Source organism: Brucepastera parasyntrophica, assembly GCF_022376835.1.
Lineage (GTDB): Bacteria > Spirochaetota > Spirochaetia > Treponematales > Treponemataceae > Brucepastera > Brucepastera parasyntrophica.
Map to the genome: position 1 here is coordinate 1,941,895 of NZ_CP084606.1, position 17,318 is coordinate 1,959,212.

A 17,318-nucleotide genomic window follows, 5' to 3' on the forward strand; every position below is an offset into this window, starting at 1 on the left:
CTTGATTTATTAACAGACATTCTATCTTATGTCATATATAGGCAAATAATCTAAATTATTTGCCTATTTCCGATTGTACGTGTTTCTGATATAAAGAAGTAATTTTTTATATCAGAAACGTGACTTAAAAGAGTATATTAATGATATAATATCATAAAATACGGTATCACCCTATACAAAGTAATCATTTTTTTTACGAAAAGGCTACTTTGGGATACATTACTGCGGAGTTATATATGAGCGGCTATGCTATTGAAACGGAAGATATTACCAAAATATTCCCGAACGGAGTGACTGCGGTAAAATCCCTGAATTTGAAAATACCGGAAGGAACGGTATTCGGGTTTCTCGGTCCGAACGGCGCCGGAAAAACAACAACGGTGCGTATTTTAAACGGATCGCTCACCCCTACGTCAGGAACCTATAAGGTGTTCAGCTCATCCGGGGATGATTCCATGCTCCGGAGCATAACCGCGACTCTGGGAGACCATACCGGTATGTATGCGTCCCTGACGGTCCGGAATAATCTGCGGTTTTTTGCCGCCATGTACGGCATGGAAAAAGACCGGACGGAAAAGCGGATAGAAGAAGTCATTGACAAGCTGCACCTGAACGACAAAATAGACGCTCCTCTCGGAACGCTTTCAACCGGTCTGACAAAACGGGTCCAGCTGGCAAGGGTTATGCTCCATCATCCCAGGCTGCTTTTTCTTGACGAACCGACCAGCGGTCTGGATCCCGATGCGGCTGATGAGGTAAACCGGATGATCCGTCTGCTGGCTGACGAGGAAAAAACAACGGTTTTTTTATGCACCCACAATCTTTCCCTTGCGCAGTCAATCTGTGATATTTTCGGCTTTATTTCTAAAGGGTCCTGACGGCTTACGGTACGCCGGACGAACTGATAGAAGCGGCCACCGATAAAAAAGTCCTGAGAGTGACGGCTGTTTCCGGGACCAGGGATTTCGAGTATACGGATGAAAAAGAAATACCGGCAATTCTGAAAAAGCTTCTGGATGCCGGAGAAGCTGTAATTGAGGCGGTCAGGGTACGTCCGACACTTTTGGATGTATACAGAAGAAATGTGGAAGAAGGAATAATTCTATGAAACAGTCCGGCAGAAGAATAAAAACCGTTTTCAGTAAGGATATAGGTGAACTGACTTCGAATCCTATGGTTCTTGTTCCCATGATAATTGTGCCTGTTATTATCTGCGTTTTTTTGCCCGTGCTAATGACTGTTCTTGTTCTTGTATACGGGGCAAACGCAATGAACGGGGCGGATATGATTATGGATATCATTGCCGAATATCCCGTTCCGGGGCATATTCTGCTGGATGAAGACAAACTGATGTGGTTTTTCATGAATTTTGTCTTTATCCCTCTGTTCCTTATTGTTCCCCTGATGTGTTCGATAATAATCGTAACAAATGGAATAATCGGGGAAAAAGAACGCAAAACGCTGGAAACCCTTTTACTGACTCCGATCAGCAACAGGGAATTCATTCTGGCAAAGCTGCTTGCGGGTTTTATTCCCGCGTTCTGTATCAGTGCGGGCGGGTTTGCGCTGTTTTCGGCCACGGTAACCATTCTTTACAATGTATTCAGGGGCTATGGCATTATAGCCTGGGGAAACTGGCTGGCGGTCGTCCTCCTCCTTTCTCCCGGGATATCCGTCCTCGGACTGGCAATTGCCCTGTTTTCTTCCCTGAAAGCAAAGAGCTTTATGGAGGCCCAGCAGGTTTCCGTTCTTGTTGTGCTTCCCCTGATCGCGGTATTAATGGGTCAGCTTTTCGGAGTTCTTGTTCTTAATCTGGCCGCCATTATCATCGGCGCCGCAGCTCTCGCGCTTCTGGACTGGCTGCTTTTGTACAGGGTCCTTCCGAGGTTTACGAGGGAATCAATAATTTCGCTTTTGTAGGGGTACGGTCCCGGTTCAGCCGTTTTTACTGAGGCAGCACTGTTTGTATTTTTTCCCGGAGCCGCAGGGGCAGGGGTCGTTCCGTCCGACTTTTGGAGAGGCGCGCACAATTGTAGTATTCGCAAGCCTTCCTTCCGAGAAATACCATTTTCCGTTAACCTTTTTGAATGAAGCGGTTTCGCGGTGTTCGTCTTTCAGGCCGTTGCGGATATAGGACGCGGAGAACTCAACGACGCCTTCCTGATCACTTGCGGACCCCTTTTCCGTCCGGTGTATTTTTAAACCGAGCCACTGCGAGTCCTCGCTCCAGCGGCGTGTTTCTTCAAGATCAATATCATTCTGTCCCTTCTCCCTGAGGCAGGAATCCGTGATAAAGTCAATATTATGTACCGCATAAGCCGTATACCGGGCCCGCATGAGCGTTTCCGCGGTCGGCGCAAGAGTTTTTCCTGATATTATCGGTTCGCAGCAATCCTGGTATTTTTTTCCGGAGCCGCAGGAGCAGAAGTCTTTTTCCATACAATATTCCTTTCCGGAGTTATAGCATATCGGACTCCTGTTTGTACAGCCGGAAAAGCGGCGCAGCCATAGTGTATAGGTGCTATACACTTATATATCACAACGTGATATAATATCACAGCGTGATATATAGTGTTTTTTTGCGGTTGCCTATCCCTTATATTCCGCAAGCATATTCTGCAGCGAATTGGGATCGTCAAACCGTTTTTCCCGGCGTTTGTTAAGAAGGCTGTACATAATTGGAGTGACAAACAGGGTCATAATGGCTCCCGAAAGAAGCCCGCCGACCATTGTTACGCCTATCGGCTGGGTCATTTCCGCCCCGTCTCCAGGGAAAAAGCCCATCGGAATTGTCGCGATAATGGTAGTGAGAGTTGTCATCAGAATGGGCCGCAGACGATTTTTCCCCGCAATGATGCAGGCTTCAAAAACCGGCGTTTTCTTTTTTACGAGCTGGTTCATAAAGTCAATAAGAACAATGCCGTTATTAACAACAATACCGACCAGCGCGACAACGCCGACCGCGGAAAATAGACTGAAGGTCTGTCCGGTAAAGACATACATCCAGACAACGCCGATAGCCAGCAATGGTATTGAAAAGAAGATAATAAGAGGATCCACCAGTGATTCAAACTGCGCGGCCATAACAATAAAGACCAGAAACACCGCGACAAGAATAACCAGAATCATTACGCCACCGGAATCGGCGAGGTCCTGTACTTCTCCGGCATACTCTATTCTTACGGTTTCCGGGACTACCAGATTGTCGCGGATCGCCGCCTCTACCAGGGGCTGTATCTTGTTTGCCGCAAGTCCTGTCTGGAGGTTCGCCGTCACATGATTGACCCTCTGGCCTTCCTCCCTTGTTATAGCCCGCGGTGATACTGCCGGCTCGAAAGATAAGAGGCTGTCAAGCGGGACCCTTCCCGCCGAACCGTTAACATACAGACGGCTCAGGTCCGAGGGAGAGGAAACCTCATCTTCAGGCAGATATACACTGACCGTTACTTCATCATTCCCTGACTGCCAGGTCGTAGCTTCAACTCCGTTTATGGAGGCCCGCAAGACGGAGGAAATAGCCGACATGGAAACGCCGAGCGCGGCTGCCCGGTCCCTGTCGACTCTGACTATATACTGGGGGCTGCCTGTTTCCAGATCGGTAGCGACATCGGTAACCTCCGGGACGTACATCTCCAGAATATCAACTATTTTTTCCGCGGTCTGGCTTACGGCGGCCGTATCATTGGATATGAGTTTGACGTCAATGGGAGCCCCGCTTCTGAATCCCCGTCCCGCGGTATAGGTAAAGGTCGCGTTCGGTATATTGTCCAGATCGGGCTTTATCAGCTCGCGTATCATTAGCGGAGTCATTTTCTGTTCGCTTACCGGCGGCAGATTGATCTGGATGTTTCCCGTATTTCCGTTTCCGACAGTAAGAATGAGCGTCTGGTATCCCGTTACTTTCTGTTCGACAATTTCCTGGACCTGAAACAGCACTTCTTCAGTCACACTTTTATTTGTTCCCTGCGGCAGGGTAAGAGAGACTGTAATGGTATCATCCGAAGTTGTTGCCGGAGAAAAACTCATACCCAGGTCCATAAATTTCATAATGGAAACAACCAGAAGAAGAACTACCAGCGTCATCACCAGAAGCCGGTTGCGCAGAACAAACGCCAGCATCTTTCCGTACGCGTTTTCCAGAGCCTTAATTCCTGTTTCAATGCCGGAATCAAGGGCCCTGAAAAATCTGTTTTTCAGGGGTTTCTGGACTCTGGTGTCCAGGCGGAGAATGCTTCCGCACAATGCCGGAACAAGGGTTACGGAAACAATGAGTGAAACCGTCAGCGATATGGCCACGGTAATAACCATGTCGTTAAACATCTGCCCGAGCGTTTCGAGTTCGGCTTTATAAATCAGAATGGGTACAAATACACACAGGGTTGTCAGTGTCGACGCCGTTATTGCGACCGCGACTTCTTTAGTTCCATGTATTGAAGCCACCGCGGGATTTTCGCCCGCTTCCCTGAACCGGTGAATATCATCCAGTACTACTATGGAAGAGTCGACGATCATCCCGATACCGAGGATCAGGCCCGACATGGTCATCATATTCAGGGTCAGGTCCAGGAGCGACATACAGAGCAGTGTGACCAGAATGGATATGGGCATTGAAAGGGCGATAACAAAAGTACTTTTAATGCTCCGCAGAAAAAGAAGGATAATCAGTATGGCAAGGATACCGCCCTGGAAGGCCGAATTATACACTTCATTCATTGTCGCCGTTATCATGGTGGTATTGTCACTGATGGTCGCGATGGATACTCCGTACGGGAGGATCGAGTTAATTTCACCAAAAGCTTCTCTGACAGCCTTTGCTACTGTCGTACTGTTTGAGTCCGTTTCATTGGAAATGGAAATATATAAACCGGGTACGCCGTCTATATAGACTTTCTGGCCGGTGTAATCATACATTTCATATACATTGGCAATATCCTCGAGGCGGATAACATTCGAACGGGTTACTGATGAGCTGGATGAAGGTATGGATACTCCCGCTACAACACTCTGGCGTATATCATCAATGGAATTAAAAGATTCATTGAAATAAATTTCGTAGTTCATGCCGTTTTCGGTTACCGTCCCGCCGGAGGCCTGAATATTTCTGGCGGCGAGAGCCGAGGCAACCGTGCTGAGGGTCAGATTGTAAGCCTTCAGCCGGTTTTCCATAATATCGACGCGGACTATCCGCGACGCTCCGCCGCTTACCGACGCGGACGCGACGCCCTCGATTCTTTCCAGCAGGGGCGCGATAGTGTCTTCGGCAAGGACCCTCAGCTCGCTTATCGGCAAATCCCCTGATACGGACAGCCGCATGATGGGCATCATATTGACATCAAACTTGCGCAGAGTGGGAGCGTCCGCCCCGTCGGGCAGCGCGTACACAGCTCTTGTCAGAATATCCTTTATGGTATTCGAGGCTTCATCGAGGTCAATATCATACCCGAAGGTGAGGCGGATATTGCTCCGTCCGAAGGAAGATGTTGACGACATTGATTTCAGTCCCGAAACAACACTCAGCCGCGATTCCAGAATTCTTGTTACTGTTTTTTCTATTTCTTCGGGTCCGACATTATCGTAGGTGGTTGTAACTGACAAAACCGGATTGGTTGTAGCGGGGTACAGCGCGACCCCGAGCCTCGGAACAAATATAGCGGCAACAACACAGACCAGGACATACACCATGGAGATTGTTACCGGCTGCCGGACAGATAATTCATATATGCTCATAATTCTGTATCCTGGGAAAGAACGCGGACCGGGGTGCCTTCGGAAATGGACCCTGAAACAACGACCTGATCGCCGAGAGAAATTCCCGCAAGAATCTGCACCTCATTATCATTAGTCAGACCGGTTACAATTTCCCGCCTGTGCGCGATTGAATCTTCATCAATGGTATAGACCACGGATGTATTATTATATGTGCGGACCGCAGTTTTCGGGACAACCATTGTACCCGAAGCCTGCTGGGTTACCAGCGTAACAACGGCAAACATTCCCGGTTTCAGGTCCCGTCCCGTACTGGTTATCCGCAGATGAATTTCAACGGTCCTTGATGAAACATCAACAACAGGACTGACCTGATCGACAACAGCGCCGAAAACCTCATCCGGGTAGGGGGCAAGAGTTACGCTTGCCGGCAGGCCTGTCCGGAGTACGGCAATGTATTTTTCCGGCACATGAGTGATTATTTCCAGATCATTTAATCTGCCGACCGTGGCAATTGGTGAGGTGGTGGAAACCGTTTCACCTATTGTATAGGGCAGGGAAATTATTGTCCCGTTTATTGTGGAACGCACCGGACTCGCCGTATATGCGGCCCCGGGCCGCGAAGGATCGACAAGAGCCACTATGTCGCCTGTCCGCACCGGATCCCCTACGTTTTTTTCATATTGTACCAGTTTCCCTGATGTGTCCGGATAAAGGGATATCTGGGACCGGGAAGAGATATCGCCGTTCAGCCTGATTGTCTGGATAATAGTCGCCGGCGAAATGGTAACCGCTTCCACTGTTATAACGCCGGTCAGAGCCGTGCGTACCGCGGCGGGCCCGGAGGCTTCCTGTCCGTTTCCCTTCAGGATATTTGAAAAGACCGCCACGCCAATATAGATGACACATATTCCTATCAAAATCAGAAGAATGATTTTTACTATTCTGTCAAACAGAGAATTTTCCGTTTTATCGGCCATTAGGTACCCCCATAAATCGTCCGCTTTCAATACATTTTTTTGCGTTTTTTCTCTATTTATTTATATAAATCACGTTCTGATATATTTAATGCATGGGCAAAATCTATAATGCTTGTCCTGTAATTATTTGCTGTTGACAATACCGACAGCTGCGCGGAAAGATGTTTTGCCAGGGCGTCATCAAGCGCGGTCTGGGTAATCAGGCCGGCCTCATGGGCCTGCACTGAAAGCTCATAGGCCCTGCCCGCAATAATTTCATTAAGCTTTTTGATTTCAATATTTTCCTTTAGCTGCTCAAGCGTGTCGATGATGGCTTCGATTTCATCTCTGGCCGCCAGCTTGGTCTGCGACAGGTTTATTTCAGCCTGTTCAACAGCCGAGCGGTTGGTGTATATGGTCATGCTTTCTTTGGAACCGTATATATAACCGTTAAGGGGAATTGAAACGGAGAGTGTAAATGTTCCTGTTTTCGGCAGTCCCGGACTGTCAATCAGGTCCGAAATACTGGCGGTTTCCGAGAGGGAAACGGACGGCGCGTAGCGGTTGATATTTGCCCCCAGCTGCTGGCTTTTTGCCTGCGCCAGGGCCAGGGCGGCAAGCTGGACATCGGGGCGGTTATCAATAAATGTCGCGATATTTCCGGGCATATTGATTTCAGGAAAGGTATAATCGGGAGTCCCCGCAAGAACAAGTTTCATATCAAGCGGAAGCCCGATGAGAACATTGAATTGTCTCATTGCCTGCTGATGGAGCTGCCTGCTCTGGGTGGTTTCAAGATGCAGGGTAAGGACCGTGTACTGGGCCTGCAGATATTCAAGTTCCGAGGTAAGGCCGTTCTGGTAATTTATTTTAACCTGTTCTTCGCGGGATTTTGCCATTTCCAGGTTTTTTTCGGCAAGGTTTATGGATTCCGTATGGAAAATCAGATTTATATAGGCTTTTTTACCGCCCTGACCAGTGTTGCTTCGGCCTGCGCGTACTGCAGGGAAGCAGTATTCTGCGAGATTCTGGCCTGCTGTATTACAGTGGGTACACCGGGACTCAGCGACAGGCTTATCCCTCCGGACACGCTCAAATCAGTACCGGTCGACGTCGACTCCGGGGCATTCGGAAAGGCGTGGGTATTTTTCAGTGAGCCGGACAAACTCAGGGAAGGAAGGAAATTGTTCCAGGAAAATTTATACTGTCTGTCTGAAAGAAGATAGCTGATTTTCTGTTTTTTCAGGTCCTGGTTGTTATCAAGAGCAAACTGCAGGGCCTTCTCAAGGTCAATTATCATCGATTCGGCGTCGGCATATAAAAATACCCCAGCTGCTAAAAACAAAAAAGAAAAAAAATCTTTCTGTACGGCTGTGAACTCATGGAAATCATGTACTCCCGACTAAAATATAACAGCTAAATGAAAAAAAAGTCACAAGGAACGGTAATATTTAATTATCGCACAAAAGGGGCTTTTACAAAAGATAAAAGTATACGCCATTCCGGAAATTGGTTATGCATGATTGCGCATGGCCGGTTTTTGAAATAAAATATTCCAGGGGCTCAAATGAATAGAAAAACAGGAATATATGCTTCAATAATAACATTTATTGCCGTAGCAGTGTTTGCGCTCTGTATGTTGTTCGGGGCCATTTTAAACAATGACTCGCCGGGTAAAGCGGGAAGTTATTTTTCCAGCATATGCATCGCGCTGGGTTTTGTTTCCATGGTTTGCGCGTATATATCCTATATGCCAAGCGAGAATAAAGCTGTTGGTTTAATCGCGTTATCTTTTTCAATAATGTACTGTGTAACAATAATAATTGTGTACTTTACACAACTGACAACCCTGCGTTTACAGGTATTATCTGAAGAAGCAAAAGCGCTCCTTGATTATTCGGAATTTGGCTTGTTTTTTAATTATGATTTGCTTGGGTATGCGTTTATGGCGCTGGCGACGTTTTTCACTGGCGTAAAACTGGAAACAAAAAGCAGAAACGAAAAAATATTGAAGTACCTGTTATGCATTCACGGCATATTCGCGGTAAGCTGTTTTGTAATGCCCATACTGGGTGTGTTTTCCGCGGATATGGCCGGCGGGAATATAATAGGAACAATTGTGCTGGAATTCTGGTGTATATATTTTATGCCTATATGCCTTTTATCATACGGATATTTTAAAAACAGATAAGCGCTGCCGTTTCCTGAAAGCGCTCCCCGCGTATTCCGGTATCCGGCGGCCGGGAGCGAAACGGGCCGCGCGGTCAGTCCTGTTCTTTTATCAATCTATCAAATCCATTATCTCCGTTGAATATCCGGCAGCAATCAAAAAGTACTGAATGGTCAAAGGTCTCTGTTTCCAGAAAAAGCGCGGTCTCATCGATTATTTTTTCTTCTCCCGCGCCGATTTTTTTATGTTTTCTTCCCATATTGCCCCAGATGACCCACGGAAGAGGTTCTTTTCTGTTCATGCAGAACAGGTCCCGTATCAGATTGTCCCGCACAAACCATTTCCCTCTCAGGCTTTCCTCATAGGTACCGAATCTTTCAAAACTGTCTTTCCCGCTCCTGCATTTGGTCCAGGCAGCCGCCCCTGTTATGAACCGCCCTTCCCTGAGATCGAGCGGGTCCATGCTGATGTTTTTAAATCCCGCTGTATATTCACCGGGCAGATTATCCAGTTCCGCCTGTATCTGATACATCCAGGGATCGATCCGCTTCCAGCTCTTTCCGGACGCGTCCCGGTATTCAACAATCCAGTGGTCAAATCTTTTGTCAGGGTGAAAAAAAAGTCCGAACCCTGAGCGTATTCTTGAGGGAATGGCATAGTACCTCAGTATCGCGCATATGAGCAGCGAAAGGTCCCTGCAGTTACAGATGAGATACGTGGTTTTGCCGTTACACTTTTTTCCGGTTTTTGACCTTTCAATTATCTTTTTATTTTTCCATAAACGCTTCTGATATTCATGTCCTGCGCGTATTCCGGCGGAATGGCGTACGATGGAATATTCAGAAAAAAATCGCATGTTACCGTTTGCAGTAATTGCCGGTTTATTCCGGCCGGGTCCGCCGGAAAAGCCTCAAAGAAACCGGCCAGTTCTTTCGGATCGGTTAAAATATCCGTCGAGGCATAGTATTCCTGTTCGTATATCATTTTTTCCTCCTCAAAAATACGGAAATATCAGGGAATATTATACCCGGTTTATTATGACATGCGGTGTCATGGTTTTTTATTATGTATTCAGCTGCCTGAGTGCCGGAGATTATTTTTGGAGGGCAATATCATCCGGTGTCCGGAATTTTCTTTTCCGGTCTTTTCGCCGGACCTCCATTCCGTGTATACTGACTGTCAGGCGGATATTATGCAAAACGAAGAAATAAAAACAGACGGAACAGCGCTTGTCCTTGAGGGCGGCGGGATGAGGGGTATTTATACCACCGGTGTCCTGGATTTTTTTCTGGACAATAACCTTTATTTTGATTATGTCATCGGGGTTTCGGCCGGCGCGAGCCATGCCCTTTCATATATCACCAGACAGAAGGGAAGGGCGAAGCGGGTAAATGTCGATTACTGCCGGCGTCCGGATTATCTGGGGCTCGGCTGTCTGCGGCGGGAAAAATCCCTTTTCGGCATGGACCTTCTGTTCCGGAAAATACCCTATGAACTTGATCCCTATGATTTTGAGGCCTTCGAAAAATTTGCCGGGATCTATTACGCGGTGGCCACTAACATGAAAACGGGACAGCCCGGATATCTTACGCCCCGGACAGCTCAGGACGTACTGCCGGCCGCGCAGGCGTCCTGCTCGCTGCCTTTTGTATCGGTCCCGGTCGTTATTGACGGCGACCCCTATCTGGACGGAGGAATCAGCGATTCAATTCCGGTAAGACATGCCCTCGCGGACGGAAACCGGAAAGCAGTTCTGGTCCTTACGCAGCCTGCCGGATACCGGAAAAAGGAAAAGGGTAAGTCCCTTATTGTCAGAAAAATGTACCGCGAATATCCTGAATTCATACATACTATGGAAAACAGAAACAGGGCGTACAATGAAGTCCTTGATCATATAGACCGGCTTGAAGCCGAAGGGACTGTTTTTGTTGTCCGGCCCAAACCGCAGCCCGGTCTGAAAAGGCTGGAACGTGATCCCGAAAAACTGAACGGCCTGTACCGGAGCGGCTATGAAGATATGGCCGCTCTTTTCCCCGCCCTGAAAGAATTTCTCGAAAAATAAAGGAAACTGACAGACACATGAATATACTGTTATATGGAACAAAAAAAGACAACGCTACCAGAGCCGCCGAGCGGTTTTTCAGGGAACGGCAGATACCGTTCCAGTTCCGGGATCTCTCCGATAAACCCCTTTCGGAAGGCGAGCTCAAAAATATCTGCGCGGGCCGCGACCCCTCCGACCTGATAGACACCGATTCAAAAAGCTATGAAAAGGAAAATACGCCTGGATGGAGTATGACGCTTTTGAAACTATCCTGACTGACAATCTTCTGCTTAAACTGCCGGTTGTCCGCATTGATAAAAAAGCATTTATCCGGCCCGATCTGAAACAGCTGCCGCTCTGACCCGGTTTTGAATCCATGTCAAAAGCCCGCCGGCGGTCCTTTCATCTTATCGCGGAACGGGCAAAAATGCCTGCGCCATACGATAGCGCATCGTATCTGCCATCGTATCAGAGCCGCGTTTTTCACTATGCCCTGTCCGGAATTATGCGGCGGTTCATCCGCGAAAACCGCATTTGAAACATCCCGGACACGTTTTTTCTTACCGGCGGCAAGGCTCTTTCCATAAAAGCAAAGATTTACCAGTCAATATCCATTGGGAAAAGAAAATCCTCTGTGGGGAGATAAAAACAGACTTCGGCGAAAATACAGAGTAAAAAGAAATAAAACAACTTGACAGATAAAAAGTTACAATTTACAGTTTTTTTAGTACGAACAGTAATTCTGATTGAAAGAAGTTTTTTCCGCCTCTATACGTATATTCGTATTTTATCCTTTCTTTCGGAAATTTGCAAACGCTGTTCAGCCCTGTGATACTTTGGGTTCCGTTCCCTGAAACCGGGAGGGTACAAAACCCGGATTGATTTTCCATAATATACTCAGTTTTTTATTTGCCGTGAAAAAAGGAAGGACGTATGAAAAAAGTTTTCGCCCTGTTCATGACACTGGCCGCTTTGTCATTTTGCTTTGCCGGAACCCGGACTGTCGCGGGTTCGCCTGACGAACTGGTTGTGTTTCATGATTACGCGGGAGGCGCCTATGTCCTTTATACCGAGGCCGGACAGCTGCATACCCTGAAGGTCACCTCCGACGGACAGTTTGAAGACTATAATCCCTTCCATACGCAGCGAAATATCCGGAATGTACGGATGCTTAAAAACGACAGGTTTTCTTCCGCTTCAACCGGAGGATTTATCGGGACGGAAAACGGGCGGGAACAGATATACATATTCAGGGTGGATACCGGCGGGATGCTGTCCTTTTACCATGAAGCGGTAGCCGATATGAAGACCGGCGGCATAGAGACCTTCACCATAATAGGAAAAAGAGACGGAACTATAGATGTATATTATTTAAAAAATTCCGCGCTGATAAAAGCAATGTTACCCCGTGAAAAAAGCGGGCGCATCATATATGAATATGTATCCGATGCCGGCGAACGGGTTTCTTCGTATGAGGTGAAGCCGGCTGTAATGAATCGTGAAAACCTTCAATACGGGTGGTATCTGACGGAAAAAAATACCGGATACAGGGAAGCTGTCTTTTTTCTGACAGAAGATAATAATATCCGGCAGACGGAAAAAGTACAGGTTTTTTCACCTGATGCGCGGGTTGAAATAAAAGAATCGTTCCGGGGCACAATATATTTTAATATATATTCTGCAGACACAATGACTGAGTTCTCGGTCAGAAACAAGTCATTTGTCAGGACCCTTGAAATCGGCATGCCGGAAAAAATAAAACAGTATATCGGCCTGGATGATCTCGCAAAGGGCGCCGCGCTTGTTGTTACGGGCGGCGATGATGGGGACAGGATATACCGGTTTGAACATATACATTTGAATGCGCCAAGGTCCGAAGAAATAGAAATTCCCGCCGGTTCGGTTTTTGAGGGAATTATCTATCTTGATTATACAAAGGCTTTAATTCTCCTGCGGGAACCGGCGCGGCGGGAGACGCTTTTACTGAATATTCCGACAGGTGAAATCGAAGAAAAAAGTACCGTGAAAAATCCCGGCGCGAAAGTATTGTACGCGGGCAATCCTGATTATCCCGTATTACTATTGCACAATGACGCGGAAATTCTGTTCCTGAAATATCAGGATGGCCGCTGGGAAAGCCTGTCCGGCTTCGCCTGCGATTCTTCGGGCAGCAGACTTTTGGCCCGGACGGAATCCTCTGGAATAATAAACCTCCATGAATTTCTGACAGGAAGAAGCCGGATAATGTATCTGGAAACGGACGGGGGCATAATCGAAATGGATAACACCGCAAAAACGGCCGTACACCGCGCCGGCGTACGGCAATGGCAGAGCCTGAATCTTAACGGTTTCCGGTGGCGGATCCTGTTTAACGGAAAAGAACTCATTACTGTTTTGCCCGGAGAATAATACAGATGATAAAAAAAGCTGGTATTTTACTGACGGTTTTCTGCCTGTTTTCGGGCCTCATGTTTCCGCAGACAAAGCATGATCTGAATTATACGGATTCATTTACGTATGACCATTGTATAGCTGATAACGTGACTTACGTAACAGATACAGATAAGGTCCGCATATCATTAACAATCTCCGGCGTGGAATCCCTTGTTTTATCAGAGTCACAGTATTCAACACATTCTTTCAGTATACAATATTCGAAAACCGTATTTATTGCCCATGACAATGAAACCGGTCGTCAGGCAAAAATAGACTGTAAAATAAACGTGACACAGCCGGGAAACCCCACGCGCCGCTGGTCGTGGACAACAGAAATTATTGATCCGCTTGGGAATGTTTCGGTTGATTTAAATAACGCGGACCATCTTATATATTACAACCAGACAAGCAGCATGCTTCGGATTACTTTTGAAAGGCGGGATACCACCCTTGATCCCGAATTGCAGGAAATTTTTATTATTGAAATCTCCGTGACCCGTGATAACACAGGTCCGGTTTTTGAGGGTACAGAAACACCGCGTTATTTCAATTCATCTCCCATAAGTTTTTACCCAAGCAGAGGCGATCCCTGTTCATATCCTCATTCTGATATTAGAGGGGTTTCTTCCGGAGATGATTACAGTACGCTCCAGTATAAACTTGATGATGGTGAATTTATAAATGCTTCCAGCATCACGCTTGCGGATGTTACTGAAGGAACTCATACCGTAACCTGTAAAATCAAAGATCGTTTTGGACATGAAAGCGCGCCTGGAATATATACCATTATAGCGGATTACACAGCGCCTGCCGTGAGCGTTTCAGGCAATGACGGAGAACCCTGGACAAATGCAGAAGGGGTAACACTGGAAGTTATGGCCAGCGACGCGCTTTCAGGCGTCCAGGAATCATGGTGCCAGTATAAAATAAATGACGGGGCTTATGGTTTAAGGTCCGCTTCCAACAAAACGGTCAGGATTACCGGGGAAGGCGAGAATACGGCAACCTTTAAAGTCTGGGATGTGGCTGGGAATTTCTCCGAAGCGTCCTCCACGGTCCGGATTGACCGCACTCCTCCTGTTATCGGGAGCATAACAGACAGTTCGGGCGGGCAGTGGACAAACGCCTCCGAAGTTGTTCTTTCCGCGGCCGCGTCAGACGGACTTTCCGGCATAAAAAAATGGCAGTACAGCATTAACGGGAGCGCCTATTTTAACGTTCCCGGAGATAATTGTGTAAGAGTTACAAATGAAGGCCTTCATGAAGTGGTCTTCAGGGCCGAAGACCAGGCGGGCAATTATTCCGAGGAAACGGTTACAGTCAGGATAGACCGGACCGGGCCCAGGTTTACGGGCTTTACGGCAGGGACCGAGTGGAAAAACAGCGGAACTGTTTCTTTTACCGGCGTGACAATTACCGACCCTGTCCAGGGCGGAGGGGCGTCCGGAGTGAATGATCAGAGCCTTTCTGTCAAAACCGGAACAGACGGCAATACCAGTGATGCGCAGTTCAGCTTTTCCGGAGGGACTCTTACCGTAAGCGGGCTTTCCGACGGGATTCATACTCTCACGCTTTCCGCTGAAGATATTCTGGGAAACCGGAGTTCCGCCGAATGTTCGGTGAAAATTGATACCACTGCCCCTGCCTTTGTCCTTGAAAACGGCGGCGCGGTAAAAAACATGGGGGCGGCAGCTGGAACATCCTCGTGCGGATAACAGATATCAGCGAGATACACAGCGGTATACAAAAATGGGAATATACGGTCGATAACGGCGCCGCAAAAAGTTTTACCTATGACGGACAGTCCGGTTTGGTAACAATATCAGCCGCCGGTATTACCGCCGGAAGGCATACAATAGAAATACTGTGTACCGATAACGCGGGCAACACAGGGACCCGCAAAGCGGAAAATGTTCTGTTTGACGGGACAGGTCCGGTCGTTACCGCTGATTCACGGCTTGGAACAACTCAGGAAAACGCGGCCTGGACAAACGCAAAAAGTTTTTCCGTAAGCGCGGCCGATAGCGAAAGCAGTATTGAAGAGTTTTCCGTTAAAAAAGCGGAAGTTTTTATTGCCAATAACTGGACCTCCGCGAGCGGGGTGTCGCTTGTCGAAGACTCCCTGTCCTTTACCAGTGAGGGAATATACCGGATAACCCTGAGCGCAAAGGACAGCGCGCTCAATGTAACGGAACAGGAAATTTACGCGAATATTGATCTGACAAATCCGGTAATAACAGCTCCCCAGACCATACAGAATACAACATTTATTGTTATTACCGCGTCGGACAGTTTGAGCGGAATAGCCAGCGGCAGTTACCAGTGGAGGCGTTCCGAAGCCGATCCCTGGACCGACGGTCAGACGGCGGAACTTGAGGAAGGAACCACCCGGGTTCTCCGTGTCCGTGTCAGGGACAATGCGGGCAACTGGAGCAATGAAGGCGTCTTTTCCCTTACTGTTGATATAACGCCACCCGTCATAACAGCTGAAATTGAAAAATATATCCGGGCTGACAGCCGGCAGATAACAATAAAAGGATATGAAGCATCCGACACAATAAGCGGCGTGAATAAAAGCGAATACAGATTCAATACCGACACATTCAAGCAGCTTCCCGCGGCAAACGGTTCAGGCGCGATAATTCTTGATGCTTCCAGTCTGGCTGAAGGCGAAAATACACTTTCCATCCGGGCAACCGATAATGCGGAAAATAACGGGTACCTGAACCGGACTATAATTCTGGACCTTGTTTCTCCGGACATAACCGGAATTCTTGTTTACCGTGATGAAACGGGCGAAGAATTGCTTGAGGCTGAAGAATACGCCGGAAGTGATTTGCTGTATGTTCTGCCCGGAGGGGCTGATACATTCCGTAATACGGAAGGAACAGAAGAAGGCGAAATAGCGTACTGGTACTGGGCCGTTACCGGTTCCGGCAACGAAGACCCTGATGAAAATAAAAAAACAAAAGCAGAAGCAAAGGGCCTGTTCCAGATTTCCGGATTTGCCGAAGGCGTTAATTATTTATATCTGCAGGCGGAAGACGGCAGCGGCAACCGGAGCTCCGGTGCTTTCAGGAAAATCCTGGTAGACAGACGCGGCCCGGACCGTCCGAAAATTCAAAGCGCGACCCACAAAAGCGCGAAGAGTCCGCAGGATACCGGAATAAAAAATACGGCGCAATTTACCGTGCAGACCGCAAATTCTTCTTCCGGAATAATGGGTTACGGATGGAGACTTGAAAAATACATACAGTATACGGAAGGAAATCCCGGACCTGCCACCGTAATGGAAGAAGGCGTAATAGATGATATATTTGCCGGGCAGGGTGGGGAGATTGTTTTTAGGGATCTGCCCGACAACCTCGAAGATGAATATTACCACTTTGTTGCATGGAGTATCGGAGGAAACGGGATGCCCAGCGCGGAGACAGGGTATCCCTTCCGTGTCGATACAACTCCTCCGGAAGGTTTAAGGGTCTGGACGTATCCCCAGACTGATGAGGAGGAATGGTACAACGCGCAGGAAACGGTAATTGAATGGAACCGCCCCGCTGATATGAGCGGAATAAAGGAATACCGGTATTATGCAGGAATTACTGACGAGCGTGAATCTGCTGCAGAAAGCTGGACCGTTATCCATGAAAATGAAGTAAGGATAAATCTGCAGAACCTGCTTGGTGCGGATGATTTTACAGTATACATAGGAGCGTGTGCTGAAGATTATGCGGGAAACAGGACTTTTGCGTATCAGACAATAAAAGTTGATTATACAAAACCATTTTTCGGAAGCAAAAATATTCCCGCTATCCCGGAAATAGAGGATGTCGTAAGCGGCGTACAAACAAGCAAAATTATCCGCTGGCCGCTGCTGGAAGATGAGCATTCCGGCTCCGAAAGAGTTGAAGTAGAAATTAGCGATGAAAATAATAATGTGATCAGGAAAATAATAATAAGCCAAAAGAAAACAGTGATATAAAAAATCAAACAACTATAGAAGGAC

15 protein-coding genes are annotated in these 17,318 nt (G+C 47.5%); 9 read left to right on the forward strand and 6 right to left on the reverse strand.

Annotated elements, in window-relative coordinates; genetic code table 11:
* Positions 1 to 236 precede the first annotated feature (236 nt).
* From K7I13_RS09290 to K7I13_RS09300, 3 genes are read left to right on the forward strand one after another with little or no spacing between them, the layout of a single operon-like run.
* A complete protein-coding gene (locus tag K7I13_RS09290) occupies positions 237 to 878 on the forward strand; it encodes an ABC transporter ATP-binding protein (protein WP_255944987.1) in 642 nt (213 codons plus the stop codon).
* Between the two features lie 59 nt (positions 879 to 937).
* Entirely contained in the window at positions 938 to 1,108 is a 171-nt protein-coding gene (locus K7I13_RS09295; protein WP_255944988.1) for a hypothetical protein, read from the forward strand.
* Positions 1,105 to 1,920, forward strand: coding sequence for an ABC transporter permease (locus K7I13_RS09300; protein WP_255944989.1), 816 nt, complete (start codon positions 1,105 to 1,107; stop codon positions 1,918 to 1,920). Before K7I13_RS09295 ends, K7I13_RS09300 begins: the two co-directional genes overlap by 4 nt.
* 15 nt (positions 1,921 to 1,935) lie before the next feature.
* Here the strand turns inward: K7I13_RS09300 and K7I13_RS09305 are convergent, their stop codons facing one another.
* From K7I13_RS09305 to K7I13_RS09325, 5 genes are all read right to left on the reverse strand, one after another.
* Positions 1,936 to 2,439 carry a YchJ family protein gene (locus K7I13_RS09305; RefSeq protein ID WP_255944990.1) on the reverse strand — a complete coding sequence of 168 codons (504 nt, stop codon included), beginning with the start codon at positions 2,437 to 2,439 and terminating at the stop codon, positions 1,936 to 1,938.
* A 150-nt stretch (positions 2,440 to 2,589) separates the two neighbouring features.
* A complete protein-coding gene (locus K7I13_RS09310) occupies positions 2,590 to 5,727 on the reverse strand; it encodes an efflux RND transporter permease subunit (RefSeq protein WP_255944991.1) in 3,138 nt (1,045 codons plus the stop codon).
* The gene (locus K7I13_RS09315) at positions 5,724 to 6,686 is read right to left on the reverse strand and encodes an efflux RND transporter periplasmic adaptor subunit (protein WP_255944992.1); all 963 of its coding nucleotides are present in this window, start codon (positions 6,684 to 6,686) and stop codon (positions 5,724 to 5,726) included. Before K7I13_RS09315 ends, K7I13_RS09310 begins: the two co-directional genes overlap by 4 nt.
* Before the next feature lie 56 nt (positions 6,687 to 6,742).
* Positions 6,743 to 7,564 carry a TolC family protein gene (locus K7I13_RS09320; RefSeq protein WP_500789607.1) on the reverse strand — a complete coding sequence of 274 codons (822 nt, stop codon included), beginning with the start codon at positions 7,562 to 7,564 and terminating at the stop codon, positions 6,743 to 6,745.
* A gap of 50 nt (positions 7,565 to 7,614) precedes the next feature.
* Positions 7,615 to 7,965 carry a TolC family protein gene (locus tag K7I13_RS09325; RefSeq protein WP_255944993.1) on the reverse strand — a complete coding sequence of 117 codons (351 nt, stop codon included), beginning with the start codon at positions 7,963 to 7,965 and terminating at the stop codon, positions 7,615 to 7,617.
* A 267-nt stretch (positions 7,966 to 8,232) separates the two neighbouring features.
* Here K7I13_RS09325 and K7I13_RS09330 point away from each other — a divergent pair, with 267 nt between their 5' ends.
* Positions 8,233 to 8,856, forward strand: a complete 624-nt coding sequence (locus K7I13_RS09330; protein ID WP_255944994.1) for a hypothetical protein — start codon at positions 8,233 to 8,235, stop codon at positions 8,854 to 8,856.
* A 73-nt stretch (positions 8,857 to 8,929) separates the two neighbouring features.
* Here K7I13_RS09330 and K7I13_RS09335 read toward each other — a convergent pair whose 3' ends face one another.
* Positions 8,930 to 9,691 (reverse strand): transglutaminase-like domain-containing protein, encoded by a 762-nt coding sequence (locus K7I13_RS09335; RefSeq protein ID WP_255944995.1) that lies wholly within the window; start codon positions 9,689 to 9,691, stop codon positions 8,930 to 8,932.
* Positions 9,692 to 10,027: 336 nt separating this feature from the next.
* On the opposite strand from K7I13_RS09335, the gene K7I13_RS09340 reads away from it, so the two are divergent.
* The 5 genes from K7I13_RS09340 (at position 10,028) to K7I13_RS09360 (ending at position 17,294) form a co-directional block, all read left to right on the forward strand.
* Positions 10,028 to 10,897, forward strand: a complete 870-nt coding sequence (locus tag K7I13_RS09340; protein WP_255944996.1) for a patatin-like phospholipase family protein — start codon at positions 10,028 to 10,030, stop codon at positions 10,895 to 10,897.
* 17 nt (positions 10,898 to 10,914) lie between these two features.
* On the forward strand, positions 10,915 to 11,154 hold the full coding sequence (locus tag K7I13_RS09345; protein WP_255944997.1) for a thioredoxin domain-containing protein: 240 nt from the start codon (positions 10,915 to 10,917) through the stop codon (positions 11,152 to 11,154).
* Positions 11,155 to 11,812: 658 nt separating this feature from the next.
* A complete protein-coding gene (locus tag K7I13_RS09350; protein WP_255944998.1) occupies positions 11,813 to 13,288 on the forward strand; it encodes a hypothetical protein in 1,476 nt (491 codons plus the stop codon).
* 5 nt (positions 13,289 to 13,293) lie between these two features.
* The gene (locus K7I13_RS09355) at positions 13,294 to 15,030 is read left to right on the forward strand and encodes an OmpL47-type beta-barrel domain-containing protein (protein WP_255944999.1); all 1,737 of its coding nucleotides are present in this window, start codon (positions 13,294 to 13,296) and stop codon (positions 15,028 to 15,030) included.
* Positions 15,021 to 17,294: a hypothetical protein gene (locus K7I13_RS09360; protein WP_255945000.1), complete on the forward strand. Its 2,274-nt coding sequence runs from the start codon at positions 15,021 to 15,023 to the stop codon at positions 17,292 to 17,294. The genes K7I13_RS09355 and K7I13_RS09360 overlap by 10 nt, the downstream gene beginning before the upstream one ends.
* Positions 17,295 to 17,318 lie beyond the last annotated feature (24 nt).

What these genes read in the sequence shown, in the direction of transcription:
- K7I13_RS09340 (WP_255944996.1), top strand. Translation starts at nt 10,028, where the DNA reads ATGCAAAACGAAGAAATAAAAACAGACGGAACAGCGCTTGTCCTTGAG.
- K7I13_RS09330 (WP_255944994.1), top strand. Translation starts at nt 8,233, where the DNA reads ATGAATAGAAAAACAGGAATATATGCTTCAATAATAACATTTATTGCC.
- K7I13_RS09300 (WP_255944989.1), top strand. Translation starts at nt 1,105, where the DNA reads ATGAAACAGTCCGGCAGAAGAATAAAAACCGTTTTCAGTAAGGATATA.
- K7I13_RS09335 (WP_255944995.1), bottom strand. Translation starts at nt 9,691, where the DNA reads ATGCGATTTTTTTCTGAATATTCCATCGTACGCCATTCCGCCGGAATA.
- K7I13_RS09310 (WP_255944991.1), bottom strand. Translation starts at nt 5,727, where the DNA reads ATGAGCATATATGAATTATCTGTCCGGCAGCCGGTAACAATCTCCATG.
- K7I13_RS09320 (WP_500789607.1), bottom strand. Translation starts at nt 7,564, where the DNA reads ATGGCAAAATCCCGCGAAGAACAGGTTAAAATAAATTACCAGAACGGC.
- K7I13_RS09315 (WP_255944992.1), bottom strand. Translation starts at nt 6,686, where the DNA reads ATGGCCGATAAAACGGAAAATTCTCTGTTTGACAGAATAGTAAAAATC.
- K7I13_RS09350 (WP_255944998.1), top strand. Translation starts at nt 11,813, where the DNA reads ATGAAAAAAGTTTTCGCCCTGTTCATGACACTGGCCGCTTTGTCATTT.
- K7I13_RS09290 (WP_255944987.1), top strand. Translation starts at nt 237, where the DNA reads ATGAGCGGCTATGCTATTGAAACGGAAGATATTACCAAAATATTCCCG.
- K7I13_RS09345 (WP_255944997.1), top strand. Translation starts at nt 10,915, where the DNA reads ATGAATATACTGTTATATGGAACAAAAAAAGACAACGCTACCAGAGCC.
- K7I13_RS09355 (WP_255944999.1), top strand. Translation starts at nt 13,294, where the DNA reads ATGATAAAAAAAGCTGGTATTTTACTGACGGTTTTCTGCCTGTTTTCG.
- K7I13_RS09305 (WP_255944990.1), bottom strand. Translation starts at nt 2,439, where the DNA reads ATGGAAAAAGACTTCTGCTCCTGCGGCTCCGGAAAAAAATACCAGGAT.
- K7I13_RS09325 (WP_255944993.1), bottom strand. Translation starts at nt 7,965, where the DNA reads ATGATAATTGACCTTGAGAAGGCCCTGCAGTTTGCTCTTGATAACAAC.